Below are 17,301 nucleotides of genomic sequence, written 5' to 3'. Positions count from 1 at the left end.
CCGCAGGCGAACCCCAACGGGCCTCGCACGAGTACCGCCATGCTGGGGTTCGCCTTCGGCTCACCCCAACCTGCGCCGGATTATCCGGCGCGGCGGACGAGGTACTGCACGGAGAACAACTGCTCCGGATCCACCCAGACCTTCGCCACTTCCAGCCCCGCCTTGTGCGCCATCGCGGCGAAGTCTTCCGGCGAATACTTGCAGCTGTACTCCACCAGCATCGCCTCGTCCTCGCCGAAGCTGGCGAGCATGCGGCCCACCCGCACCTTCTGCTCGCGCGTGCTGATGATGTGCGTCTCGATGCGCCCGGCCAGCGGGTTGTAGTGCGCACGGTGGCGGTACGCATCGAGATGGAAGTCGCTGCCCAGCTCGCGATTGAGGCGTGCCAGCATGTTGAGGGTGAACTCGGCGGTGATGCCGGCGGCGTCGTTGTAGGCGGCCTCGATGCGCGCGGCATCCTTCTTCAGGTCCACGCCGATCAATACACCACCGGCCTCGCCCATCTCGTCGCGCATGGTGCGCAGCAGCTGGATCGCCTCGCGCTGCTCGAAGTTGCCGATGGTCGAGCCGGGGAAATAGATCACCGTGCGCCGCGGCGCGCGCGGCGGGATCGGCAGGCGCAGCGGGCGGGTGAAGTCGGCATGCAGCGGTTGCATCGGCAGCGACGGGAAGCGTTCGGCCAGGCGCCGCACACTGGCGGCCAGGGCCTCGGAGGCGATCTCCACCGGCACGTAGCACACCGGGAAGGCCAGGTGCTCCAGCAGCTGGCGCGTCTTCACCGCATTGCCGCTGCCGTATTCGACCAGGCGCACGTCCGGCCCCAGGGTCCGCGCGATATCGCCGGCATGCGTTTCGAGCAGGGCGATTTCGGCGCGGGTGAGGTAGTACTCCGGCTGCTCGCAGATCTGCTCGAACAGTTCGCTGCCACGCTCGTCGTAGAACAGCCAGGACGGCAGGCGCTTCGGTTGCGCGCGCAGGCCGCGCTGGACGATCTCCAGGAGTTCGCTGGCAGGTGGGCGACGGTCGTCGTCGCGGGGTTCCAGGGCTTGCAGGCTCATCGTGAGTGGCTCTCTTACCGGTCGCGTGCGAGGCGCAAGCCGGCGAACTGCCAGCGCGCCTGGGCGGGAAAGAAGTTGCGGTAGGTGGCGCGGACATGCTCGCGCGGCGTGGCGCAGGAGCCGCCGCGCAGCACCCATTGCGCGTTCATGAACTTGCCGTTGTATTCGCCCAGCGCACCGGGCAACGGCTGGAAGCCGGGATAGCTGACATAGGGCGAGGCGGTCCACTCCCACACGTCGCCGTACATCTGCAGTAGGCCGTCGCCGGTGGCGGCGCGCGGCGGTTGTGCACGCTCGTCCAGCAGATTGCCACGCAACGGTTGCGCGGCGGCGGCGCTTTCCCATTCCGCTTCGGTGGGCAGGCGCGCGCCGGCCCAGCGGGCGAACGCATCGGCTTCGAAATAACTGAGCTGGGTGACCGGCGCGGCCGGATCGAGCGCGCGGATGCCGCCGAGGCCATAGGCGCTGTCGAGGTCATCCTGCCAGTACAACGGATGCTGCCAGCCTTCGGCCTGCACCGTGGCCCAGCCGTCGGAAAGCCACAGCGAGGATTCGCGGTAGCCGCCGTCCTGCACGAACAGGCGGAACTCCTCGTTCGTCACCGGACGGTTAGCGAGCGCGTGCGCCTGCAACAGCGTGCGATGGCGCGGGCCTTCGTTGTCGAAGCAGAACCCGTCGCCGCTGTGGCCGATCTCGACGATGCCCTCGCGGCCGTCGACATAGCGCATGCCGGTGGCGGGCGTGGACGTTTGCGCCGAGGGGAGCGCTTCGTCGTAGGCCGGATGCAGCGGATGGCACCACAGCGCGTGCTGGATATCGGTGAGCAGCAATTCCTGGTGCTGCTGTTCGTGCTGCAGGCCGAGTTCGACGATCGCTTCGCCGGCTTCATCGAGGCCGGCGTGGAGGCGTGCCGCGACGGCGTCCTCGATGCGGCGCCGATAGTCCAACACTTCGTCCAGGCTTGGACGCGAGAGCAGGCCGCGGCGCGGGCGGGCATGCATCGGGCCCACGGTCTGGTAGTAGGAATTGAACAGGTAATGCCATTCGGGATGGCGCGGGCGCCAGACCGGATCGCGGCCGAGCAGGAACTGCTCGAAGAACCAGGTGGTATGCGCCAGATGCCATTTCGCCGGGCTGGCATCGGGCATGGACTGCACCATCATGTCCTCGGCGCTCAAGCCGACGCACAGTCCCAGGGTGCGGCTGCGGATCCGCTGGAAACGCTGCGCCAGCGATGCGGCGCGAACGGCGAGATCGGACAAGCTCACGCGTGCCTCCATTGCAACGAAATGCCCCTTCGAACGTTATGGATAGGGCTTGGCGACTCGTGGACCCGCATCCGAATACCTTGCCGCAGCAGCCGTTCATTTTCCGTGATCCGGCGAGGGCCAAGGCTTGACACGCGACGGGCCGGCGGCGCTCAAATGCCGCGCATCATCGTAGGTGGTTTCGCCATGCAAGAGCCCCGGCAACGGGTGGCACCAGGGAGTTCCATCAACCCCAGCGAGGTAAACCCATGAAAACCGTCACCGCCATGCTGTTGCTCGCACTGACCGCCGCCGGCGTCGCCCATGCCGACGGCCCGGCATCCGATCGGCAACCCATGCGTCCGGTCAGCGAATGCATGCGTCCGGACCGCATCAATAACTGGGCCGTGATCGACAAGCGCACCGTGATCGTGCAGAACGGGCCGGAACGCTACCTGGTGAAACTCAGCGCCGATTGCCCGCGCTTAGGGATAGGCCAGAGCCTGCGTTTCCGTCCCAACGAATCCAACCGTGCGATCGGCCTCGGCCCGATCGGACCGGTCTGCGGCGAGGTCGGCGAAACGGTGAGTTCGCGCGACCAGCCGCCCTGCGCGATCCAGTCGGTGAGCAAGATCGACGCGGCGCAGTACAAGGACATGGAGAAGCACGCCAAGCAGCATGGCTTCCTCAGCAACGGCGACAAGCCGTAACGCCGACAGCGGAAACGAAAGAGCCCGGCCTGGGCCGGGCTCTCTTTTTGCGCGTTACGGCGAGGATCAATCGCCGTCGTAGTAGCGGCGCGAGCGATAGCCGTCGCTGTAGTAGCCGCGCTCTTCGTACACGCGGCGCACATACACCGGACGCTCCACCACCACCGGCTCGTCGTAGTACACCACGCGCGGCGCCGGACGGTAGTACACCGGCGGGGCGTACGCGGGGGCGTAGTAGCCGCCGCCGTAGTACGGGCGATAGTGACCGCGATAGCCGTCGGAGTAGCCGATGCTCACGCCCGGCAGGTTGACGCCGATACCCACGCTGACGTGGCTGCGGGCGAAGGACGGGGCGGCGGCGGCGCAACCCAGCAGCACGGCGGCGGCCAGGACCACGCGCTTGAGGCTGGAAGGCTTCGACTTGTTCATGGCGTTCGGTCTCCGAGAGAGCGGCGGCAACGGTGCGGGCGGTCCGGGAAGGAGGTGAAAGGGCCGTTCCGGCGTTGTCTGCCGGGGCTCATGCTCGGGCCGGAGGGCTGAATCCGGACTGAGCATTTTCCGCCCGGTTTCCTACCGTTTACCTCGGTTCTGCAGGTGCCGCACGCTGTCGCCCCAGGGCGACTCCTGCGCCCGCAGGCGCAGCAGCCAGCAGCCGTGGATGTCGGCCCGGCGGGCGAAGTCGAACGGGATGCTGGCCGCGCTCCAGTCCTCGATCTCGAAGCGCTCTTCCAGCGCCGCGCGGTCCAGTTCGAAACGGCGGAAATTGTTGGAGAACAGGATCACCCCGTCGCCGGCCAGCCGGTCCGCGCAGGCCAGCAGCAGGCGGGCGTGGTCGCGCTGCACGTCGAAGTCCTCGGCCCGCTTGGAATTGGAGAACGTCGGCGGATCGACGTAGATCAAGCCGTAGCGCTCGCGCTCGTGGCGCAGGAACTCCAGCGCGTCGGCCTGCATCAGCCGGTATTTCGTCCCGGTGAATCCGTTCAGGGCGAGATTGCGCGAGGCCCAGTCCAGATAGGTGCCGGACAGGTCCACGCTGGTGGTATCCCGCGCCCCGCCCGCGGCCGCGTAGACGCTGGCGGTGGCGGTGTAGGCGAACAGGTTGAGGAAGCGCCGCCCCTGCGCCAGCTCGCGCAGGCGCGCGCGCACCAGGCGGTGGTCGAGGAACAGGCCGGTATCCAGGTAATCGGTGAGATTGACCAGGAAGCGCAGGCCGCCCTCGTCCACCTCGACGAATTCGCCACGCTGGTCGAACTGCCCGTACTTGGAACCACCCTTGCCGCGCTCGCGCGTCTTCAGCGCGATGCGCTCGCGCGGCACGCCGAACACTTCGCCGGCCACGCGCACGATCTCGCGCAGGCGCAGGCGCGCGGTCTCCGCGGGCACGTCGGCCGGGGCGCGGTATTCCTGCACGTGCAGCCACAAGCCGCCCTTGGCGTTGCCGTAGACGTCGATCGCCGCAGCGTATTCCGGCAGGTCCTGGTCGTAGGCGCGCCAGCAATGGATGGCCTCGCGCTCCAGCCGCTTGCGCAGGTGGCGGACGTTCTTTTCCAGCCGGTTCTTCAGCATCTGCGCGCCGGCCGACAGCGGCTTTACTTCGCGCTGCGTGTCATCGGCTGCACGCAGTTCGAACAGCAGCAGCACGGTTTCCAGCGCGCCGTTGTACAGCGCGTACTTCTTGCTCGCGCGCAGCGGGATGGCGTGGCCCAGCTCGGCGTCGCCGGCCAGCACTGCCGCATGCCAGCCGGCGAAGCGCTGCTTCAGCGCTTCGCCCAGCGCGCGGTACAGCTTGGGCATCGCATCGCGTTCGCCCAGGCGCTCGCCGTAGGGCGGATTGGTGATCACCAGGCCGCGCTCGAAACCCGGCGGCGGCGCGACATGCAGCGCGTCGTGGCGATCCAGGGTGAGGAAACCGGACACGCCGGCCTCCTGCGCATTGCGCTTGGCGGTCTGCACCATGCGCGGGTCGGCGTCGCTGCCGAAGAAGCACGGGCGCAGCGCACGCAGGCCGGTCTCGGCGCGGCCCTGCGCTTCTTCCAGCAGGCCGCGCCACAGCGCGATGTCGTGGCCGAGCCAGCCGAGGAAGCCGAAATACTCGCGGCGCAGGCCCGGCGCCACGTCGGCCGCCATCAGCGCGCCTTCGATCAGCAGCGTGCCGGAGCCGCACATCGGATCCAGCAGCGCGCCGCCCTGCGCATACATGGCGGGCCAGCCGGCGCGGATCAGCATGGCGGCGGCGAGGTTTTCCTTCAGCGGCGCGTCGCCCTGCAGCTCGCGCCAGCCGCGGCGGTGCAGCGGCGCGCCGGCCAGGTCGATCGACAGCGTGGCGCGGTCGCGGCGCAGGCGCAGGTGGATGCGTACGTCCGGTTCCTCGGTGTCGACGTCGGGACGCGAACCGTCGCGCTGGCGGAATTGGTCGACCACGGCATCTTTGACGCGCAGCGCGACGAACTGGCTATGCGTGAGCTTGCTCTGCGCGGTGACCGCCTCCACCGCCAGCGTGCCGTGCGCCGCCAGGTGCTTCGACCAGTCGATCGCTTCCACGCCGGCGTACAGCGCGTCGCCGTCCGCGGCATCGAACTCCGCCAGCGGCAGCAGCACGCGGCTGGCCAGGCGCGACCACAGGCAGGCGCGGTAGGCGATCTCCAGCGGACCGGAGAAGTACACGCCGGCCAGCGCTTCGCGCACGTCTTCCGCGCCCAGCGCGGCCAGTTCGTCGCGCAGCAGGTATTCGAGGCCCTTCGGGCAGGTGGCGAAGTAGGCGCTCACTGGCCGCTCGCCATGCTGTCGAGGAACAGACGGAACTGCGCGCCGATCGTCTCGACGCTGGAACTGAGGCGATGGACGTCGTCCAGCACCAGCAGCGGCAGGCTGCGCCGGCGGGCGAAGTCGTGCAGGTCGTCGAGCGGGCACATCTCGTCGTGCCAGCCGTGGATCAGCAAGCTGGGCACGTCCTGGCGCAGGTCGAAGGCCGCCTGGTAGCCGGGAATGGCCACCGGCGTGGCCAGCAGGAACATCCCGGCCACCGGCCGCTCCAGCGAAGCCAGGCCGGAGGCGAACGCGCCCATGCTGGAACCGACCAGCACCGGCGGCGCGTCCAGCGCGTCGATCGCCGCGCGCAGGCGCGCCACGCGCGGGACCACCGAGCCGGCGTAGCCCAGGCGGTCGTCCTCGCGGTAGTCGGGCCGCTGCGTGGTCCAGCCCAGCGATTCGGCGATGGCGGCCAGCGCGCTGACCTTGGTGGCATCCGGGCCGGAATCCGAACCGTGGGAAAGAATGATCTGGCCGCGCATCGCGGTCTCCAAAAGCGGGGTATGCAGGTTGCCTATGATACCGGGCCGCATGCGAGACTCGCCCGCATGCCCGAACCGACCATCCGCGACCACTTCCTGCCCTACGTCGACCGCCTGCCCGAGCGCCCCGCCACCGCCGTCGACCTGGTGGTGATCCACTGCACCGAACTGCCCGACCTGGCCACCGCGCGCGAGTACGGCGAACGCATCGTGCACGACAGCGGCACCGGCAACTGCGGGCATTACTACATCGACCGCGACGGCACGACCTGGCGCTACGTGCCCGGCACGCGGGTGGCGCACCACGTGCGCGGCTTCAATCCGCACTCGATCGGCATCGAGCTGGTCAACCTCGGCCGCTATCCGCACTGGTGGCATGCCGACCACCAGACCATGACCGAGCCTTACCCGGCCGCGCAGATCGAGGCGCTGCGCGCCCTGCTGGCCCGGTTGCGCGGCGAGTTCCCGCATCTGAGAGACATCGCCGGCCACGAGGACCTGGACCTGGCCCGCCTGCCGGCCAGCGACGATCCCGGCCGCGAGGTGCCGCGCAAGCTCGACCCGGGTCCGATGTTCCCCTGGGTCCAGGTGCTGGCCGGCAGCGGCCTGAATCGCCTGCCGGCTCGGACGGCGCAAGGGTGAGGATTCCGGCCGGCGGCTATAATTCGCGCTGCCTCGGCACTATCCCCTGGATTTCTCTGACATGACGGAAAACCACGTCCGCGAGCTGGTCGATCTGCTGCAGCTCGAACGCCTGGAAGACAATCTGTTCCGCGGCCAGAGCCGCGACATCGGCACCCGTTTCGTGTTCGGCGGGCAGGTGCTGGGACAGGCGCTGTCGGCGGCGCAGCAGACGGTGGAGCCCTCGCGTGCGGCGCATTCGCTGCATGCCTATTTCCTGCGCGCCGGCGACATCGACGCGCCGATCGTCTACAGCGTGGAACGCACCCGCGACGGCGGCACGTTCTCCTCGCGCCGGGTGGTGGCGATCCAGCACGGCCAGCCGATCTTGAACGGCTCGATCTCGTTCCAGATCGAGGAAAGCGGCTTCGAGCACCAGACCGCCATGCCCGAGGTACCGGCGCCGGAAGACATCGCGCCGATGCAGCCGCTGCCGCCGGACAAGCTGGCCAAGCTGCCGGAGAAGCTGCAGCGCTGGCTGGGCCTGGAGGCGCCGATCGAGTTCCGCCACGTGTGGCCGCAGGACAAGCTGCACCCGAGCAAGCGCCCGCCTTACCAGCACATCTGGTTCCGCGTGGCCGCGCCGGTGGGCGACTCGGACGTGCTGCACCGCGCCCTGCTGGCCTACGCTTCCGATTTCAATCTGATCGGCACCGCCACCCTGCCGCACGGCATCTCGTACTACACGCACAACGTGCAGATGGCCAGCCTGGACCATGCGCTGTGGTTCCACCGCCCGTTCCGCGTGGACGAGTGGCTGCTGTACTCCTTCGACAGCCCCACCGCGCAGGGTGCGCGCGGCCTGGCGCGCGGGCAGATCTTCAGCCGCGACGGGCGGCTGGTCGCCTCGACCGCGCAGGAAGGCCTGATCCGCCTGCGCAGCTGACTGGGCGGAGTAAACTCGTCGCATGCGCCAGATCTATACCTCGCCCCGCCCCGAGAACATCGACCGCGTCGCCGCCATGCTCGGCGAGCACGGCATCGAATGCTCGATCGAAAACCGCTCCAACTGGAACAAGCGCAGCTACGAGCGCTTCAGCTACTCCCAGCGCAAGGAAAACCGCGACCGCTGGGAGCAGGTCTGGGTCAGCAAGGCCGATGACTACACCCGCGCCCGCACCCTGCTGCGCGAGGTGGGCATCGAGCCGGTGATCCGCCACGGCGAGGAGCTGGCCCTGGCCCGCAACCCCACCCCCGAGATGCGCCGCGGCAGCGTGGCCAACCGGGTGCGCCGGATCGTGATGCTGGCCGTGGCGGGGGCCTTCGTGGTGGTGATGCTGCGCTACATGGGCCTGATCTGAGCCGGAGGCGCCGGCGGCGCCTTCCGTGCTAGGCCGTATGGCCGCCCCAGCGGATTTGAGACGCTTGTCACGGCAAGCCGCCTCGGACATAGAATCTGCCATGCGCTCCGACCGCGTCCGCCTTTTCCAGACCCTGCCTCACGCCTGCGGGTATTTTCCCGACCGCACGGCGCAGAACCTGGTCATCGATCCGGCCGCCCCGCACCTGGACCAGCTGTACGGGCCGGCGCTGGAGCGCGGCTTCCGCCGCGCCGGCGGGCACCTGTACTTCCCCTATTGCAGCAGCTGCCGGGCCTGCACGCCCTGCCGCATCGACGTGGAACGCTTCCAACCCAGCCGCTCGCAGCGGCGCTGCCTGAAGCGCAACGCCGACCTGCAGGTGGTCGAGTCCATGGCCGGCTACAACAGCGAGCGCCATGCGCTGTATGAGCGCTACCTGCGCCAGCGCCATCCCGGCGGCGGCATGGACGAAGCCGACGCCAGCGACTTCCGCCGCTTCCTCACCGCACCGTGGAGCCCCACCCTGTTCCTGGAACTGCGCCAGGGCCCGCGCCTGCTCGGCGTGGCGGTGACGGACCTGTCCCTGCACGGCCTGTCGGCGGTCTACACCTTCTTCGACCCCGACGAGACCGAGCGCGGCCTGGGCACCTTCGCCATCCTGCAGCAGGTGGAACTGGCGCGGCGCCGCGGCATTCCATGGATCTACCTGGGCTTCTGGATCGAAGGGCACCCGAAGATGGACTACAAGCGCCACTTCCGCCCGCTGCAGATCCGCACCATCGATGGCTGGGTGGACATGCCGTAGGTTGGGGTGAGCCGAAGGCGAACCCCGACAGGCGCATGCGGATGTCGCGCCGTTGGGGTTCGCCTTCGGCTCACCCCAACCTACGCCTCATACGCCGGGTACGTAGCCTTCCGGATAGGGGAACAGCCGTACCAGCGGCACCGAGATGCCGTCGTCGCCCATCACGCGGCAATGCGTGCGGTCCAGTTCGCGCGGTTCGTCCACGCCGCAGCTGTGCGCGATGATGCCCACTTCGTGCATCACGTTCTTGGCGTAGTGGTACACGCGCTCGCTCTTGTCGGTGACCACCAGGCCGCGCTGCAGCTTGGGGTTTTGCGTGGTGATGCCGGTGGGACAGGTGTTGCGGTTGCACTGCAGCGACTGGATGCAGCCCAGCGCCAGCATGAAGCCGCGCGCCGAGTTGACGAAGTCCGCGCCCATCGACAGCGCCCAGGCCACGTCGTAGGCGGTGATGCACTTGCCCGAGCAGATCACCTTGATGCGCTCGCGCAGGCCCTGGCGGATCAGCGTGTTCAGCAACGCCGGCAGCGCCTCGCGCAGCGGCAGGCCGACGCCTTCCATCAGGGTCTGCGGCGCGGCGCCGGTGCCGCCTTCGGAGCCGTCGACGATGATGAAGTCCGGCGCGCTCTCGATGCCGCGGCGGCGCACTTCCTCGCACAGCTCGTCGATCCATTCCATGCCGCCGAACACCGCCTTGAAGCCGGTAGGCTTGCCGGTCAGCTCGCGGATGTGCACGACTGCATCCATCAGCTCGCGCACGTTGCCGATGTCGAGGTGGCGATTGGGACTCTGCGAATCCTCGCCCACCGGAATGCCGCGGATCGCGGCGATCTCCGGCGTCACCTTCGCGCCCGGCAGCAGGCCGCCCATGCCCGGCTTGGCGCCCTGGCCCAGCTTGATGCTGACCATCTTCACCTGCGGGTGCCGGCAGATCTCCAGCAGCTTCTGGTCGTCCAGCCTGCCCTCGGGCGTGCGCACGCCGTACTTGGCGGTGCCGATCTCGAACACGATGTCGCAGCCGCCTTCCAGGTGATACGGCGCCAGCCCGCCCTCGCCCGTATCCATCCAGATGCCGGCCTTGGCCGCGCCGATCGACAGCGCACGCACCGCCGGCGCCGACAGCGCGCCGAAGCTCATCGCCGAGATGTTGAAGAAGGCCGAGTGGCTGTACGGCTCGCGCGCATACGGGCCGAGGGTGATCGGCCTGGGCACCACATGCTGCTGGCCCAGTGAGGGAAACGGCGCATTGACGAAGAACGGCAGGCCTTCCGCGTGCAGGTCGCGGGTGGAGCCGAAGGCATTGGTGTTCTCCACGTCCTTGGCAGCGCGGTACACCCACATGCGCTGGGCGCGGTTGAACGGCATTTCCTCGCGGTCGCTGGAATACAGGTACTGGCGGAAGAATTCGCCCAGGTGCAGGAACCAGTAGCGGAAGTGCCCGATCACCGGGAAGTTGCGCAACACCGAGTTGGAAGTCTGGTTGCGGTCCACCAGCCACACCACCAGCACCACCATCACGCCGATCGCCAGCAGCAGCAGGAACAGCGCCGCGAAGGTCTCCACCAGGACGACCAGCCAGTGTGCGAATGCCGAGGACTGCATGCTTGCTCCTGCCTTGAGGATGCGGCCGGCGCCGCGCCGATGGGTTGGATGAGACCGGTCATCCTCGCACAACCGCCAGGCGGCCAAACGGCCTCGCCGGACGCAAAAACAAACGCCGTCGTCAGCATGCCGCAAGCCTGCCGGAAACCTCGCTGCATTGCGGATTGACGGCAGCCTTAAGTCGGCATTCACTGTCATCCAAGCCGTCCCCACGGATACGCATATGCGACTGAAGACCGCCAAGCTATTGCTGGTGCTGTTGCTGTTGCCGTGTCCCTTCGCCGGGACGCTGGCCGCCGACGCCGTGCCCGCAACCTCCGCCGACACCACCTGGATGAGCGTCCTGCTGGGCGGCCGCAAGATCGGCCACCTGCGCATCGACCGCGAGACCGCGCAAGGTACGGTGACCACCACCCAGACGCTGTCGATTCTGCTCAACCGCAGCGGCAAGAGCATTCCGCTGGCCAATATGATCCGCAGCGTGGAGACCACCGGCGGCGAGCCGCTGGGCTTCTCCACGCGCACCTCGATGTCCTCGATGGACAGCACGGTGAACGGCGAGCGCCAGTCGGACGGTTCGTTCCGGATCGCCACCACGGTGGGCGGTTCCACCCGCTACAGCTACATCGCCTGGCCCGGCCAGGCCCTGCTCAACGACGGCCAGCGCAAGGCCATGCTCGATGCCGCCAGGCAGCCGGGCCTGCACTACCGCCTGCAGATGTTCGACCCCGCCACCCAGCAGGTGATGGACGTGGGCGTGGAAGTGCTGGGCAACGAGCCGGTGAACCTGCCCGGTGGCACCGAGACGCTCAGCCACCAGCGCCAGCGCCTGCACCAGGACCGCGGCGACCAGATCCTGGACTTGTGGCTGGACGGCCGGGGCCGGGCGCGCAAGGGCATCATCTCGATGCTCGGGCGCCAGCTCGAAATGATCGCCTGCGACCAGGCCTGCGCGCTCGCGCCGGAGCAGGACGTGGACATGTTCCGCGCCGCCATGGTCGATTCGCCGCGGCCGCTCACGCCGAACCTGCGCGACTCCTTCCTGCGCTATCGCCTGACCATCCAGGGCGACGTCGCCGTGCCGCTGATCAACACCGATGAGCAGCGCGTGCTGCACCTGGGCGGCCGCGACTGGCAGATCGATGTCGGCAACGCCTATGCCGGCGGGCAGCCGCCGCCGCAGCCGGAAGACCTGCGCGCCAACGACTGGCTGCAGTCGGATGCGCCGGCTATCCGCATGCTCGCCGCCGAGGCGGTGGGCAGCGCGGTCGACGACCGGCAGAAGATGCGCCGGCTGCGCAGCTTCGTCAGCCACTACATCACCCAGCACGGCCTGGACGTCGGCTATGCCTCGGCCCTGGAAGTGGTGAACACGCGCCAGGGCGACTGCACCGAGTACGCCGTGCTGCTGGCCGCGATGGCGCGCGCCCAAGGCATTCCGGCGCGGGTGGTCACCGGCATGGTCTACGCCGACCGCTATGCCAGCACCTCGCGGGTGTTCGTGCCGCACGAATGGGTCCAGGCCTGGATCAACGGGCGCTGGCAAAGCTACGACGCGGCCCTGCGCCATTTCGACAGCACCCATATCGCGCTGGACACCGGCGATGGCGATCCCTGGCATTTCTTCGCGGTCACCAACCTGTTCAATGCCATGCAGATCGTGGACGTGATGCCCTCGTGGGAGTTCATGAACACCGCCCCCGTAGTGGCGGCCCCCAGCGCCCCGGTCGGCAACGGGGGCGGCGGCGGCCAGTAGGCACTTGCAAGTGACATCATTTTGATATCAGATACCTCCCATCCAAGGGAGGTATCCACCATGAATGAGCGTCAGGGTTTTTCGCTTGCCGGCATCCCGTTCGTCGGTTTCTGCCTGTTGCTGGCCGCTTTCGGCATCTGGCTGGTGCTCAGCTCGGCCGGCCACCAGCCGCCACTGGCCAGCTTCTTCGGCGGAGTGGTCGTGCTGGTGTTCACCGCGTTCCTGCTGAAGGGTTTCTTCCAGGTCGCTCCCAACGAAGGCCAGGTCATGCAGCTGTTCGGCAAGTACGCCGGCACCGTGCGCGAGGAAGGCCTGCGCTGGACCAACCCGTTCTATTCCCGGCGCCGTGTCTCGCTGCGCGTGCGCAACTTCGAGAGCGGCAAGCTCAAGGTCAACGACAGCGACGGCAATCCGATCGAGATCGCCGCGGTGGTGGTGTGGCAGGTGGTCGACACGGCCGAGGCGGTATTCCAGGTCGACGACTACGAGAACTTCGTGCACATCCAGAGCGAATCGGCGCTGCGCCAGATGGCGCAGAACTATCCCTACGACGCGCACGACGACGGCAAGCCCTCGCTGCGCAGCCACGGCGAAGTGATCAACAACCATCTGCGCGACGAGATCCAGGCGCGCCTGGACAAGGCCGGCGTCAGCGTGATCGAAGCGCGCATCAGCCACCTCGCCTACGCCCAGGAAATCGCCCAGGCCATGCTGCAGCGCCAGCAGGCGAGCGCGATCGTGGCGGCGCGCGGACGCATCGTCGAAGGTGCCGTCGGCATGGTCGCGATGGCGCTGGACAGCCTGCGCGAGCAGGGCGTGGTCGAACTGGACGAAGAGCGCAAGGCCGCCATGGTCAGCAACCTGCTGGTGGTGTTGTGCGGCGACCGCGCCACGCAACCGGTGGTCAACACCGGCACGCTCTACGGCGGCTGAGCGAGACGCGCGTGCCGGCCGAGAAGAAAGCCTATCCGCTGCGCATCAGCCCCGCCGTGCTGGAGGCGATGCAGCGCTGGGCCGACGACGACTTGCGCAGCGTGAACGCGCAGATCGAATACGTACTGCGCGAAGCGCTGCGCAAGAGCGGACGCCTCAAGCCCGGCCAGGCCGCGCCGGTGGCGGACGACCAGGACGACTCCACTTAATTCCACGCAGGCAAACAGGGGCACCACCACATGAAGAAGCAACTGGCAGCGATCGCCTGCCTTGGGATCGGCTTGGCCGCCGCCGCGGGGGCGCATGCCGAATCGGTATGCGAAACCGCCTCGACGCACCTGCTCGACGCGCTGGACAAGGGCGACTACGCCGGCGCCACCAGCGACTTCAACGACATCATGAAAGCCAGGCAGCTGCCGGAAAAGTTCGGCCAGCTCTGGCCGGAGATGCTGCAGCGATTCGGCGAGCGCGGACCGCGCGACGCTGCCATTGTCACACCGGCCGGCGACCGCACGCTGGTGCTCACCACGCTGCACTACGGCCCGAACCTGATCGACGCCAAGGTCACCTGCGACGCGCAAGGCAAGGTGGCCGGATTCTTCATCCAACCGCATCACTGAGCCCGAGGACACCACCATGCCCGCCCTGCCCGCCACCCGCGCGCCGCGGCTGAAACTGGCCCTGGCGCTGGGCATCGCTTCGGCCATCGCCACGCTGGCGCTGTTCCCCTACCTGATCGTGCTGATGCCGCGGCTCACCCGGTTGCCCATATCGGTCCCGCTGCTGGCCATCACGCAATCGCTGCAGGCAGGCGCGCTGTGCGGTGTGCTCGCCTGGCTCGGCTTGTGGCTGGGCGAGCGTTATGGCCTGGGCGCGCCATGGCTGCGTGCATGGATCTATCGCGAAGCGCCGCCACCGGCGCGGGGAAAATGGCTGTGGGCGGTGCTGCTCGGCATCGTTTCAGCCGTGCTCGTACTCGCGCTCGACTGGCATGGCCAGGTGCACGCTCCCGCTTCGCGGCTGCTGGACCAGGCCTGGCGTGGCGCGCTCGCTTCGTTCTACGGAGGCATCGCCGAGGAAACGCAGTGCCGCCTGTTCCTGATGAGCCTGCTGCTGTGGCTGCTGGCGCGCGTGGGCGGCGGCGTGCGGCCATGGATGTACGGGGCGGCGATCGTGCTCGCCGCGCTGCTGTTCGGCGCCGGCCACCTGCCGGCGGCGTTTTCCGCCGGCATGGCGCACGGCCCGCTGTCGATCGGCCGCATCATCCTGCTGAACGCGCTGGTCGGCCTGCCCTTTGGCTGGCTGTTCTGGAAGTACGGACTGGAACACGCGATGGTCGCGCACTTCAGCGCCGACCTGGTGCTGCATGTCGGCGCGCAACTGGCGCTGGCCGCGCTGGCCTGAGCTTGCGTCAGCCGCCGCGGCGGCCGACACCCCAGCCCAGCAGCAACCACCCCGCGATAAACGCCACGCCGCCCAGCGGCGTGATCGCCCCGAACCAGCGCGGCGCACCCAGCGCCAGCGCATACAGGCTGCCGCTGAACAGCACGATGCCCAGGCCGAACGCCACGATGGCGCGGCGCCGATGCGGCGCGCCCAGGCACAGCAAGGCGAGCCATAACGCCAGCGCATGCCAGAAGTGGTAGTTCACCGCGGTATGCCACAGCTCGATACCGCGCTCGTCGAGCACGCCGCGCAGCGCATGCGCGCCGAATGCGCCCAGCAGCACCGCGCTGGCGCCGGCGAGGCCGGCCAGCAGGCCGGTAGCGGAGCTGACAGTTTGTCGCATGGGGGAACCGTCCTCGGGCTGGCGGCGGCGCCGCTGTCGTATGCTGGCGCGATGTCGAACCAGGATTCTCGCATGAAGCCCCGCCGCCTCGTCCGCGCCCTGCTCCTGTTGTCGGTACTGCTCGGTGCCTTCCTGCTGGCCGGCTGCCAGCGCGGCGGCGAGCTGCCGTGGAAGCTCACCAATGTCAGCGGCCACATGCCGGACCTCGACTTCAAGCTGGTCGACGATCACGGCAAGCCGGTCAGCGGCGCCGACTACCGCGGCAAGGTGGTGCTGATGTATTTCGGCTATACGCATTGCCCGGATGTCTGCCCGCTCACCCTTGCCCAGCTGCACGTGGTGATGCAGCGCCTGGGGCCGCTGGCCGACGACGCGCGCATCCTGTTCGTCAGCGTCGATCCCGCGCGCGACACGCCCGAGGTGATGCACGCCTACGTCAACGCCTTCGATCCGCGCGCGGTCGGCCTGTCCGGCGAGCCGCGAGCGCTGGAGGCGCTGAGCAAGCGCTATCGCTCCGCCTACACACGCGAGCCGGACAAGGGCGACGGCCAGTACGAAGTCAGCCACAGCTCGGCCATCTATCTCTTCGATCGCGACGGCAAGGCGCGCCTGCTCTCCACCGCCGCCGACGCCCAGGACGATCTCGTCCACGACCTGCACCTGCTGCTCGACACTGGAGCCAAGCCATGAATGCACGTTTCGCGCTTCTGATGACGGGCCTGCTGTGCGCCGGCGCCGCCATGGCCGGCGATGCCGACCGCGTCGCGGCGAGCCACGGCTGGATCCGCGTGATGCCCGGCGCCCTGCCCGCCGGCGGCTACGTGGTGCTGGAAAACCATGGCGACCGCGCGGTGTCGCTGAGCGCCGCCAGCAGCCCGGCCTATGCCGAGGTGATGCTGCACAAGAGCAGCACCGACACCGGCATGGGCCGCATGGAGAAAGTGGACGCGCTGTCGATCCCCGCGCACGGCAAGGCGGCGCTGTCACCCGGCGGCTATCACCTGATGCTGATGAAGGCGGCGGCGCCGGTGAAGGTCGGCGACAAGGTGCGCGTCACCCTGCGCTTCGCCGACGGCAGCACGCTGGACACGGAGTTCGAGGCGAAGCCGGCCAATACGGTGGACGGCGGCGACATGTCGCAGATGCATCACCACTGACGTAGGTTGGGGTAACAACCCCAACAGGCGGTGCATAAACAGATGAACGACGTTGGGGTTGTCACCCCAATCTACGTTCGAGCTGCAGCTGCCGCTTCGACTTGATCCGCCCGTTGCGCGACAGGCGGACCCACTGCCGCAGCGCCAGCAGGCCGCCGATCGATTCGATCATCGCCGCCGGCACCCACATGATCACGCCGCCGGCGAGCTGGCCGGTGAGCACGTTGAAGGTGAAGGCGCGGCCGCAGATCTCGAAGATCGGATAAAGGTCGGTCTTGGAAAACGTCACGATGGCGCCGGCGAGGATCTGCGGGCTCATGGTGATGGCCGGCGACAGCACGCGCAGGCCGGGCGTCATCCGTCCCGGCGGACGCGGGCGGTGGTCCAGCACCAGCCACCAGTAGCTCAGCCCGCTGAGCATCATCGTCCAGTTCATGAAGCGGTAGATGCGCCAGTCCAGCATGGCCAGCGTCTGCATCGACGGGATCAGCCAGATCAGGATGAAGCCGACGAACAGCACGGTGGCCACCGCCGGGTTCAGCAGCACGCCGGTCATGGCGCGCCACGGCCATGAGCGCTCCAGCGGCCGCAGCGCGCGTGCGCGCCACGCCAGCGGCAGGCCGGCGCGCAGCACCGTGCCGGGATAGGAGCCGACCAGCAGCAGCGGCGCCAGGTGATGCAGCAGCACCTGCTGGATGCGGTGCATGAAGAATTCGTGCTCCGCGTAGTAATCGAAGTAGGTGTGCAGCGACACGTACACGATAGCCATGCCGGTCCAGAACGCCAGACGGCGCCCACCGCTCACCGGCAGGCGGGCACAGCCGCGCACGTACAGCACGCAGATCGCCGCGAAGCTCAACAGGAACACCCAGGAGAACTCCCAGGGCACGATCCACTTGAGCAGGCTGGTCATCATCGGTCGTCGGGTCCGCGCTTACGGCAAGCGCCAAGCATAGTCCCGCGTGTGCACCG

At 68.3% G+C, this 17,301-nt stretch carries 20 protein-coding genes; 12 read left to right on the top strand and 8 right to left on the bottom strand.

Annotated elements, in window-relative coordinates; genetic code table 11:
* Window positions 1–80: 80 nt before the first annotated feature.
* On the bottom strand, window positions 81–1,058 hold the full coding sequence (gene egtD / locus BM172_RS05900; RefSeq protein ID WP_026635960.1) for an L-histidine N(alpha)-methyltransferase: 978 nt from the start codon (window positions 1,056–1,058) through the stop codon (window positions 81–83).
* Between the two features lie 14 nt (window positions 1,059–1,072).
* On the bottom strand, window positions 1,073–2,338 hold the full coding sequence (gene egtB, locus BM172_RS05895; RefSeq protein ID WP_035323728.1) for an ergothioneine biosynthesis protein EgtB: 1,266 nt from the start codon (window positions 2,336–2,338) through the stop codon (window positions 1,073–1,075).
* Window positions 2,339–2,574: 236 nt separating this feature from the next.
* Here egtB and BM172_RS05890 point away from each other — a divergent pair, with 236 nt between their 5' ends.
* Entirely contained in the window at window positions 2,575–3,015 is a 441-nt protein-coding gene (locus tag BM172_RS05890) for a DUF6491 family protein (protein ID WP_026635958.1), read from the top strand.
* Between the two features lie 66 nt (window positions 3,016–3,081).
* Here the strand turns inward: BM172_RS05890 and BM172_RS05885 are convergent, their stop codons facing one another.
* The 3 genes from BM172_RS05885 to BM172_RS05875 all read right to left on the bottom strand — a co-directional run bounded on the left by BM172_RS05885 (window position 3,082) and on the right by BM172_RS05875 (window position 6,305).
* A complete protein-coding gene (locus tag BM172_RS05885) occupies window positions 3,082–3,444 on the bottom strand; it encodes a hypothetical protein (RefSeq protein ID WP_051548860.1) in 363 nt (120 codons plus the stop codon).
* 141 nt (window positions 3,445–3,585) lie between these two features.
* Window positions 3,586–5,781, bottom strand: a complete 2,196-nt coding sequence (gene rlmKL / locus BM172_RS05880) for a bifunctional 23S rRNA (guanine(2069)-N(7))-methyltransferase RlmK/23S rRNA (guanine(2445)-N(2))-methyltransferase RlmL (protein ID WP_026635957.1) — start codon at window positions 5,779–5,781, stop codon at window positions 3,586–3,588.
* Window positions 5,778–6,305, bottom strand: a complete 528-nt coding sequence (locus BM172_RS05875; protein ID WP_026635956.1) for an alpha/beta fold hydrolase — start codon at window positions 6,303–6,305, stop codon at window positions 5,778–5,780. Before BM172_RS05875 ends, rlmKL begins: the two co-directional genes overlap by 4 nt.
* Window positions 6,306–6,371: 66 nt before the next feature.
* Between BM172_RS05875 and BM172_RS05870 the strand changes: the two genes are divergently transcribed.
* The 4 genes from BM172_RS05870 (at window position 6,372) to BM172_RS05855 (ending at window position 9,092) form a co-directional block, all read left to right on the top strand.
* Entirely contained in the window at window positions 6,372–6,947 is a 576-nt protein-coding gene (locus BM172_RS05870) for an N-acetylmuramoyl-L-alanine amidase (RefSeq protein ID WP_026635955.1), read from the top strand.
* A 61-nt stretch (window positions 6,948–7,008) separates the two neighbouring features.
* The gene (gene tesB, locus BM172_RS05865) at window positions 7,009–7,872 is read left to right on the top strand and encodes an acyl-CoA thioesterase II (RefSeq protein ID WP_026635954.1); all 864 of its coding nucleotides are present in this window, start codon (window positions 7,009–7,011) and stop codon (window positions 7,870–7,872) included.
* A 22-nt stretch (window positions 7,873–7,894) separates the two neighbouring features.
* A complete protein-coding gene (locus tag BM172_RS05860; RefSeq protein WP_026635953.1) occupies window positions 7,895–8,287 on the top strand; it encodes a putative signal transducing protein in 393 nt (130 codons plus the stop codon).
* 37 nt (window positions 8,288–8,324) lie between these two features.
* The gene (locus BM172_RS05855; RefSeq protein WP_081805220.1) at window positions 8,325–9,092 is read left to right on the top strand and encodes an arginyltransferase; all 768 of its coding nucleotides are present in this window, start codon (window positions 8,325–8,327) and stop codon (window positions 9,090–9,092) included.
* An 87-nt stretch (window positions 9,093–9,179) separates the two neighbouring features.
* Here the strand turns inward: BM172_RS05855 and BM172_RS05850 are convergent, their stop codons facing one another.
* A complete protein-coding gene (locus BM172_RS05850; RefSeq protein ID WP_026635951.1) occupies window positions 9,180–10,694 on the bottom strand; it encodes an FMN-binding glutamate synthase family protein in 1,515 nt (504 codons plus the stop codon).
* Between the two features lie 223 nt (window positions 10,695–10,917).
* On the opposite strand from BM172_RS05850, the gene BM172_RS05845 reads away from it, so the two are divergent.
* The 5 genes from BM172_RS05845 to BM172_RS05825 are packed head-to-tail and all read left to right on the top strand — an operon-like array spanning window position 10,918 to window position 14,787.
* A complete protein-coding gene (locus tag BM172_RS05845) occupies window positions 10,918–12,450 on the top strand; it encodes a transglutaminase-like domain-containing protein (protein ID WP_026635950.1) in 1,533 nt (510 codons plus the stop codon).
* Between the two features lie 60 nt (window positions 12,451–12,510).
* Window positions 12,511–13,383 (top strand): SPFH domain-containing protein, encoded by an 873-nt coding sequence (locus BM172_RS05840; RefSeq protein WP_026635949.1) that lies wholly within the window; start codon window positions 12,511–12,513, stop codon window positions 13,381–13,383.
* An 11-nt stretch (window positions 13,384–13,394) separates the two neighbouring features.
* Window positions 13,395–13,592 carry a type II toxin-antitoxin system antitoxin gene (locus tag BM172_RS05835; RefSeq protein ID WP_026635948.1) on the top strand — a complete coding sequence of 66 codons (198 nt, stop codon included), beginning with the start codon at window positions 13,395–13,397 and terminating at the stop codon, window positions 13,590–13,592.
* A gap of 30 nt (window positions 13,593–13,622) precedes the next feature.
* A complete protein-coding gene (locus BM172_RS05830; protein ID WP_026635947.1) occupies window positions 13,623–14,003 on the top strand; it encodes a hypothetical protein in 381 nt (126 codons plus the stop codon).
* A gap of 16 nt (window positions 14,004–14,019) precedes the next feature.
* Window positions 14,020–14,787 carry a CPBP family glutamic-type intramembrane protease gene (locus BM172_RS05825; protein WP_026635946.1) on the top strand — a complete coding sequence of 256 codons (768 nt, stop codon included), beginning with the start codon at window positions 14,020–14,022 and terminating at the stop codon, window positions 14,785–14,787.
* A 7-nt stretch (window positions 14,788–14,794) separates the two neighbouring features.
* Here the strand turns inward: BM172_RS05825 and BM172_RS05820 are convergent, their stop codons facing one another.
* Window positions 14,795–15,172 (bottom strand): DUF423 domain-containing protein, encoded by a 378-nt coding sequence (locus BM172_RS05820; RefSeq protein ID WP_035323724.1) that lies wholly within the window; start codon window positions 15,170–15,172, stop codon window positions 14,795–14,797.
* 72 nt (window positions 15,173–15,244) lie between these two features.
* Here BM172_RS05820 and BM172_RS05815 point away from each other — a divergent pair, with 72 nt between their 5' ends.
* Both BM172_RS05815 and BM172_RS05810 read left to right on the top strand, forming a co-directional pair.
* A complete protein-coding gene (locus BM172_RS05815; RefSeq protein WP_026635944.1) occupies window positions 15,245–15,862 on the top strand; it encodes an SCO family protein in 618 nt (205 codons plus the stop codon).
* Window positions 15,859–16,329 (top strand): copper chaperone PCu(A)C, encoded by a 471-nt coding sequence (locus BM172_RS05810; protein WP_026635943.1) that lies wholly within the window; start codon window positions 15,859–15,861, stop codon window positions 16,327–16,329. The genes BM172_RS05815 and BM172_RS05810 overlap by 4 nt, the downstream gene beginning before the upstream one ends.
* 61 nt (window positions 16,330–16,390) lie before the next feature.
* On the opposite strand, the gene BM172_RS05805 is transcribed toward BM172_RS05810, so the two are convergent.
* A complete protein-coding gene (locus BM172_RS05805; protein ID WP_035323721.1) occupies window positions 16,391–17,245 on the bottom strand; it encodes a cytochrome c oxidase assembly protein in 855 nt (284 codons plus the stop codon).
* Window positions 17,246–17,301 lie beyond the last annotated feature (56 nt).

This window comes from Dyella marensis, from assembly GCF_900112865.1.
GTDB lineage: Bacteria > Pseudomonadota > Gammaproteobacteria > Xanthomonadales > Rhodanobacteraceae > Dyella_D > Dyella_D marensis_A.
Note: the sequence above shows the minus strand (reverse complement) of the source record. Positions and strands in the feature narration are given on the sequence as shown.